The sequence below is a fragment of the Cytophagia bacterium CHB2 genome, from assembly GCA_030263535.1.
Taxonomy (GTDB): Bacteria; Zhuqueibacterota; Zhuqueibacteria; order Zhuqueibacterales; family Zhuqueibacteraceae; genus Coneutiohabitans.
The window spans coordinates 1-5500 of the sequence record SZPB01000403.1 but is presented as its reverse complement, the minus strand read 5'-3'; the positions used below and the strand labels follow the sequence as shown (position 1 = coordinate 5500).

Below are 5500 nucleotides of genomic sequence, written 5' to 3'. Positions count from 1 at the left end.
GATGCTCTGCAATCCAAAACAAACCCTGCGCGGCAGTGAAGCGCCCAGCAACCGGATGGCCGCTGAGCGGAAAGCGCATCATGTCCGGAGTAATGCTTTCCAGCGTCGTGCGCCATTGTTGGCGTAATTCTTCCCACTCGGTTCGCAACTCATGCAAACTTTGCCCGGAGTTTGGCAGGACGGATTTGGCCGGCGCTTTGAATTTCAGCGGCGAACGCAGCGCACACGCCAAAAGAAAGCAACGCCAAGCCGAGTCAACCCGGCCAAGTTTTTTGAGCGAGACCAAACCGCTGCGCTTTTTGTGAAGGTAAGATAATGACGCGCGCTCAACGAGAATGAGATGCTCAACCACTTCAAGAATCGACCAGGCTTCCGGCGCAGACTTGAACGCAAGTTGCGACTCGTGAAGATGCTCCAATTCCTTGAGAAGCTGTGCGCGGGCGTTTTCCAGGGCTGTGAAACGTTTGTGCAGAGAGGGCAGCATAAGTCGCGGTGAAGATGTATAATTTGCATCTTTGAAATGGCACAAAGATACGCAATTCACCTTCAAAAGCAAGCCTGAGTTCATGACAAATCACAGTTTCAGCTTTGAATTCATCCATCTGATTTTTATTTTCGGTACCGTATCGCCCGCGCGTTGATCGAACCCATAAACCTGCCGGCTGACTGCAACCGCTGCCCGGGCAAGCGCCCGAACGGCAATTCTTTGTTCGCAATTTCACACACAAGCAAAACGCCATGCTCGCAACGATCTCGTTTCATCCGGTTGTTGAAAAATGGTTCAGCGATAACTTTTCTACGCCGAGTCCGCCGCAGGCGCAGGGCTGGCCGGTGATTGCTGCCGGTCAACATACGCTCATTCTCGCGCCCACCGGCTCGGGCAAAACCCTTGCCGCATTTTTGTGGTGTATTGATGATCTCTTTCGCCGCGGTGTGGAGGCCAATGCGAAAGAGTTTAGCCGAAATGCCGGTGGCATTCACACGCTATACATTTCGCCGCTCAAAGCGCTCAATAACGACATTCATCGCAATTTGCAGGAACCGTTGCACGGCATCAAGGAGACGGCGCGTGCGATGAATCTCACACCGCCCGCCATTCACGCGCTGGTGCGCACCGGCGACACGCCGGCGAACGAGCGCCAGGCCATGCTCAGACGGCCGCCGCACATTTTGATCACCACACCCGAGTCGCTTTTTCTCCTGCTCACCTCGCGGCAGGGCCGCGAAATGTTTCGCAACTTGCGTTATCTGATTGTTGATGAGATTCACGCGATTAGCAACAACAAGCGCGGCGTGCATCTCAGCCTTTCACTCGAACGCTTGATGCATGTTTGTCAAGCAGAGCCGGTCCGCATCGGGCTTTCCGCAACACAGAAACCGCTCGAACGCATCGCGGCGTTTCTCGGTGGGCAAGTTTTTCGTGAGGGCCGCGACCAACCGGCGCCGCGTCCCGTCACCATCGTCGATTGCGGCCAGCGCAAAGCCATGGATTTGCAAGTGATTTCACCGGTGGAACATTTCGGAGATCTGCCCGAAGCCACCGTCTGGTATGCGGTAATCGACAAGCTTTATGAGCTGATTCAAAGCCATCGCACGACACTGGCATTCGTCAACATGCGAGCACAGACCGAACGCATTGCGCGCTTGTTGAATGAAAAGCATCGCGCGGCCAGCGGCAATCCCGAGGCGGAAATTGCACTCGCCCATCACGGCAGCCTGGCGCGCGAGCGGCGCTATGAAATCGAAGCACGGCTGAAAGCGGGCGAGATTCCTGCGGTAATTGCCACGGCTTCGCTCGAACTTGGCATTGACATCGGCAGCATCGATCTGGTGGTACAACTCGAATCGCCGCGCACGGTTTCCGCGGCCCTGCAACGCGTCGGCCGCAGCGGCCACTTGCTCAGCGCAACCAGCAAAGGCAGGTTGATTCCGCTTTATCCTGCGGATTTGGATGACGCCGTCACCATCACACGCTGCATGCTCGCCAGCGACATTGAAGAGACGATCGTGCCGGAAAACTGTCTCGATGTGCTCAGTCAGCAAATCCTCGCCGAAGTCGCCATGCAGGAATGCTCACGGCTTGAACTTTTCAAGCTCGTGCGGCAAAGTTACTGCTATCGCAATCTTTCCCTAACCATGTTCGATAGCGTATTGGATATGCTGGCCGGACGTTTTGCCGAGGCCGCGATGCGCGCTCTGCAACCGCGCCTCACGTGGGATCGCATCAACGACCGTCTTATCGCCCGCCGCGGCGCGCGCCTGCTAACCGTGATGAACGTCGGTACGATTCCCGATCGCGGCTATTTTGCCGTTCACCTGGCGGACAGCAGCACCAAGCTGGGTGAAATGGAGGAAGAGTTTGTGTTCGAATCGCATGTAGGCGATGTGTTTTATCTCGGCAGCAACGAGTGGCGCATTGAAGAGATTCAGCGTGACCGCATTATCGTTGCGCCAGTGCGTGCGAACAAACCACGGCCGCCGTTCTGGAAGGGCGATAATTTGTATCGCGATTACGCCACCAGTCTGAAGGTTGGCGCATTTCGCCGCGAATTGCTGGAGCAGATCGAGCACGGCGTCGATCGGCCGTGGCTCATGGAGCACGGCCATAGCGATGAAGCCATTGCCGAGAATCTTGCGGGCTACTTGCAACGCCAGCGCGATATCACCGAAGCCGTGCCGCACGATAAACAAATCGTGGTTGAGTGGTTTCGCGATCACGCCGAAGAGCCGCATCTGGTGGTGCATGCCATCTTCGGCAGTCGCGTCAACGGCGCCTGGGCTATTGCGTTGAGCCGCGCGCTCGAGAAACGCTATGGCGCCGAGGTACAATTCAGCTACAATGATGATGGCATCGTTTTGCGTCTCTTCGATGCCGCCGAACAGATTCCCATTGAAAAACTGCTGCTCTTGCCGGCGGAAGAAGTCGAGCGCAACCTGCTGGAAGCATTGAGTGCAAGCGCGCTGTTTGCGACGCAATTTCGTTACAACGCGGCGCGCGCGTTGTTACTGCCGCGCTCGCGCGCCGGCAAACGCATTCCGCTGTGGCTGCAACGGCTGCGCGCAGCGGATTTGCTGCAAGTGGTACGGCAATTTCCGGATTTTCCCATTCTCCTTGAAACGTATCGCGATTGTTTGCAGGAAGTTTTTGACTTGCCCGCCTTGCGCGAGGTTCTGACGCGCTTACAGACCGCGGAGATCAAGCTGCATGTAGTCGAAACCGCGTTCCCCTCGCCCATGGCCTCCGGCTTGATGTTTCGCTTGACGGCAGAAAATTTGTACGAATACGATCGCAATCGCGCGCCCGGCCAGGCCGCAGACGTGAGCAGCGCGCTACTCGCAGAAATTCTGGCGCGCGAAACGATTCCCACCATTGTAACGCCGGAAATCGTCACAACAGCGCTAGCGCGCTGGCAATGCTTGACGCCTGAAACGCAGGCAAAATCTCAGGAAGATCTCTTCGTAATCATCGAAAAGCTCGGACCGATTACGGAAGAGGAATTGCAGCGCCGCTGCCAAGACGACTTCTCCGCTTGGTTGCAAAAGCTCGCCGAGGAAAAACGCGTCGTGCAACTGCAAGGCGAGTTTTCAGGTTGGATCACAACGACTGAGGTCGGGCTTTTCACTGAGCCATTTACTTCTAAAAATGCACAAAAAATCCTGCAACACATTTTGCGAGCCAATGGGCCATTGACAGAAGCTGATTTGCGGCGTACCAACATACCATCGGATCTCTTAAAATCCGCGCTCGCCGAGCTGCATGTTCAGCGTGAAGCCGTGCGCGGCCGGCTCGTGATGGGCAGCCGTGAGGAACAGTGGTGTGACCGCCATAACTTCGCCGAACTTTATCGTCGCGCGATTGCGCTGCGTCGCGAAGCGCTTGCGCCTGCCGATCGTGCGACGTTTTACCGCTTTCTGCTGCGCTGGCACAAACTCGGCCTGCCCGGGCAAGCGTTAGAAGAATTGCTCAAACGCTATCGCGGCTATCAATTCCCGTTGAGAGTTTTTGAACGCGAAATTTTGCACAGCCGTGTGGGTCCGGAACAATTCAACGCAACGTTGCAGGATTTTCATAATAAAATAGCACGCGGTGAAATGATCGTGCTGGCGCAGCGCGCCGGTGAAGAGAGCCGCCGCTATCTCCGCTTTATACTGCGCGGCGAAGGCAATATGTTTTTCAGCAAAGCAGAGTTGGCGGGCGCGGCGGAACAACTGGATGAATCCGCAAAAGTGATTTATAATTTTCTGCGCGAAAACGGCGCAAGCTTGATTCGCGATCTCATGATCGGCGCGAATCTCTCCACGGCACAAATCGAAAACGGCCTCACTAGGCTGGCAAATTTGGGGCTGGTGAGCTGCGATAATTATCCTGCATTTTTGCTGCGGTTGCAACCGCCGTCTAGTCAATCTGAAGCGAATTCAATGCCGCAAGCCGAGAGCATCCCCCGGCCGACGTGGTCGAGTCACGATCGTCAACGCCGCTATCAGCCTTCGTTTCGCCGCGCCATACGCGAGCGGGTTGCGTTGACGCAAACCGAGGGGCGCTGGTTTCTCACCAACTCCTTCGGCGTCCTGGGACGAGAAAGCGGCATGGCAGAACGCGCTGAACGGCAAGCGCGGCTATTGCTGCAGCGTTACGGCATTTTGGTGAAAGAATGGTATCGCCGCGAAAGCGGTTTGCTGCACTGGCCACAACTTTTCCACGTGCTCAAGCGCCTGGAATGGCAGGGCGAAATTCGTCGCGGTTATTTCATCGCCGGACTGTCGGGCGTGCAATTCGCGCTGCCGGAAGCAGTCGCATTGTTGCAAAAATTGCAAACGGAACCTCAGCTTCCGGCAACATCGCATTTATGCCTGAGCACGATTGATCCGGCGTTGCCGTTCGGCGGTGTGGTTGACTGGGATTTCAATGATCTCAACGGAAATAAAATTGCCGTCACGCGCGCCGCTTCGAATCATTTGCTGTTTTGGAATGAAGAACCGGCGGCCTATTGCGAGAATTTTGCCAGCCGTTTATGGTTGGGGGAAAAATGGCGTAATGAAATGAATCCCGCGTTAATCGACATGATCAAATCCTGGCTGCGCGTCCCGGCAGCGTTGCGTTCACGTGCGCGCATCGAAATACTGCAAATCAACGATGAAAACGCAAAAGCGAACAAACTTGCTGAAACGTTATTGCAGAACGGCTTCGAGTCCGAGGGTGAAAAATTAGTCTTGTGGCCTTCGGCCGTGTGAGAGTGTTTCAACAAGAATGCAAGTTATTCCAAAAAGGAGAGGCAATGAGGAAATTATGGCCGACGATTATTGCCCTGCTTGCCGCGCCTGCGCTGGCCCAGCACCAACATTCACCCTATGCCGGCGAAGAAAGCCGTGAGATCAAGTCGCTTTCGCCGCAAGAGATTCGCATGTATCTCGAAGGCCACGGTATGGGACTCGCCAAGGCGGCGGAGCTTAATCATTATCCCGGCCCCAGGCATGTCATGGAATTGGCGAAACAACTGAA

The 5500-nt window shown here is 55.5% G+C and carries 3 protein-coding genes; 2 read left to right on the top strand and 1 reads right to left on the bottom strand.

Translation table 11 applies throughout. The annotated features are described in order from the left end of the window. A partial coding sequence (locus tag FBQ85_25950; protein MDL1878577.1) for a DinB family protein occupies window positions 1-568 on the bottom strand: 568 nt, incomplete at its 3' end. A 170-nt stretch (window positions 569-738) separates the two neighbouring features. On the opposite strand from FBQ85_25950, the gene FBQ85_25945 reads away from it, so the two are divergent. Then, window positions 739-5232, top strand: a complete 4494-nt coding sequence (locus FBQ85_25945; GenBank protein MDL1878576.1) for a DEAD/DEAH box helicase — start codon at window positions 739-741, stop codon at window positions 5230-5232. A gap of 44 nt (window positions 5233-5276) precedes the next feature. Then, window positions 5277-5500 (top strand): hypothetical protein (locus tag FBQ85_25940; protein ID MDL1878575.1); only part of this gene is annotated, 224 nt, incomplete at its 3' end.